General features: G+C 44.9%; 1 protein-coding gene. It reads right to left on the bottom strand.

Going from position 1 to position 1,512, the window contains the following annotated elements:
* Positions 1–1,512 (bottom strand): beta strand repeat-containing protein (locus OF897_RS21500; protein ID WP_407648368.1); only part of this gene is annotated, 1,512 nt, incomplete at both ends.

The following is a 1,512-nucleotide window of genomic DNA, read 5'->3' as shown; positions in this document are numbered from 1 at the left end:
TGTATAAGGAGCAGTTCCTCCTGTCACAACAATACTTGCTGTTCCGTTAGTTCCTCCGTTACATGAAATATTTGTTTGAGAAGTCGTTGCACCCATTGCACTTGGCTGAGTTACAGTAGCACTTACTGTTCCTGTACATCCGTTGGCATCAGTAATGGTTACCGTGTAAGTTCCTGCTGCTAATCCTGTGCGGTCTTCTGTAGTGATTCCGCCTCCCCAGTTGAAAGTATAAGGTGCTGTTCCTCCTGTTGGAGTTAAGTTAATGGCTCCTGTTGAACCTCCGTTACATGCAATGTTTGTAACCACTGTTGTTCCTGAAACTGCTGTTGCAGGTTGGGTAATTGTTACCGTTCTTGTGATGGTACATGCATTGGCATCTGTTACCGTAACCGTGTAAGTTCCCGCTGCTAAACCTGAAACTGTTGCTGCAGTTCCTCCGCTCGGAGACCATGAGTATGTATAAGGAGCAGTTCCTCCTGTCACAACAATACTTGCTGTTCCGTTAGTTCCTCCGTTACATGAAATATTTGTTTGAGAAGTCGTTGCACCCATTGCACTTGGCTGAGTTACAGTAGCACTTACTGTTCCTGTACATCCGTTGGCATCAGTAATGGTTACCGTGTAAGTTCCTGCTGCTAAACCTGTACGATCTTCTGTAGTGATTCCTCCTCCCCAGTTGAAAGTATAAGGAGCTGTTCCTCCCGTTGGAGTTAAGTTAATGGCTCCTGTTGAACCTCCGTTACATGCAATGTTTGTAACCACTGTTGTTCCTGAAACTGCTGTTGCAGGTTGGGTAATTGTTACCGTTCTTGTGATGGTACATGCATTGGCATCTGTTACCGTAACCGTGTAAGTTCCCGCTGCTAATCCTGAAGCTGTTGCTGCAGTTCCTCCGCTCGGTGACCATGAGTATGTATAAGGAGCAGTTCCTCCTGTCACAACAATACTTGCTGTCCCATTTGTTCCTCCGTTACATGAAATATTCGTTTGAGAAATCGTTGCACTCATTGCTGTTGGCTGAGTGATGGTAGCACTTACTGTTCCTGTACATCCGTTGGCATCAGTAATGGTTACCGTGTAAGTTCCAGCTGCTAATCCTGTACGGTCTTCTGTGGTGATTCCTCCTCCCCAATTGAAAGTATAAGGTGCTGTTCCACCTGTTGGAGTTAAGTTAATGGCTCCTGTTGAACCTCCGTTACATGCAATATTTGTAACTACTGTTGTTCCTGAAATTGCTGATGCAGGTTGAGTTACAGTTGCACTTACTGTTCCTGTACATCCGTTAGCATCAGTAATGGTTACCGTGTAAGTTCCTGCTGCTAAACCTGTACGCTCTTCTGTTGTGATTCCTCCTCCCCAATTGAAAGTATAAGGTGCTGTTCCACCTGTTGGAGTTAAGTTAATGGCTCCTGTTGAACCTCCGTTACATGCAATATTTGTAACTACTGTTGTTCCTGAAATTGCTGATGCAGGTTGAGTTACAGTTGCACTTACTGTTCCTGTACATCCGTT

It is taken from the genome of Chryseobacterium formosum, assembly GCF_026460885.1.
In the GTDB taxonomy this organism is placed as follows: Bacteria; Bacteroidota; Bacteroidia; order Flavobacteriales; family Weeksellaceae; genus Chryseobacterium; species Chryseobacterium formosus.
Note: the sequence above shows the minus strand (reverse complement) of the source record. Positions and strands in the feature narration are given on the sequence as shown.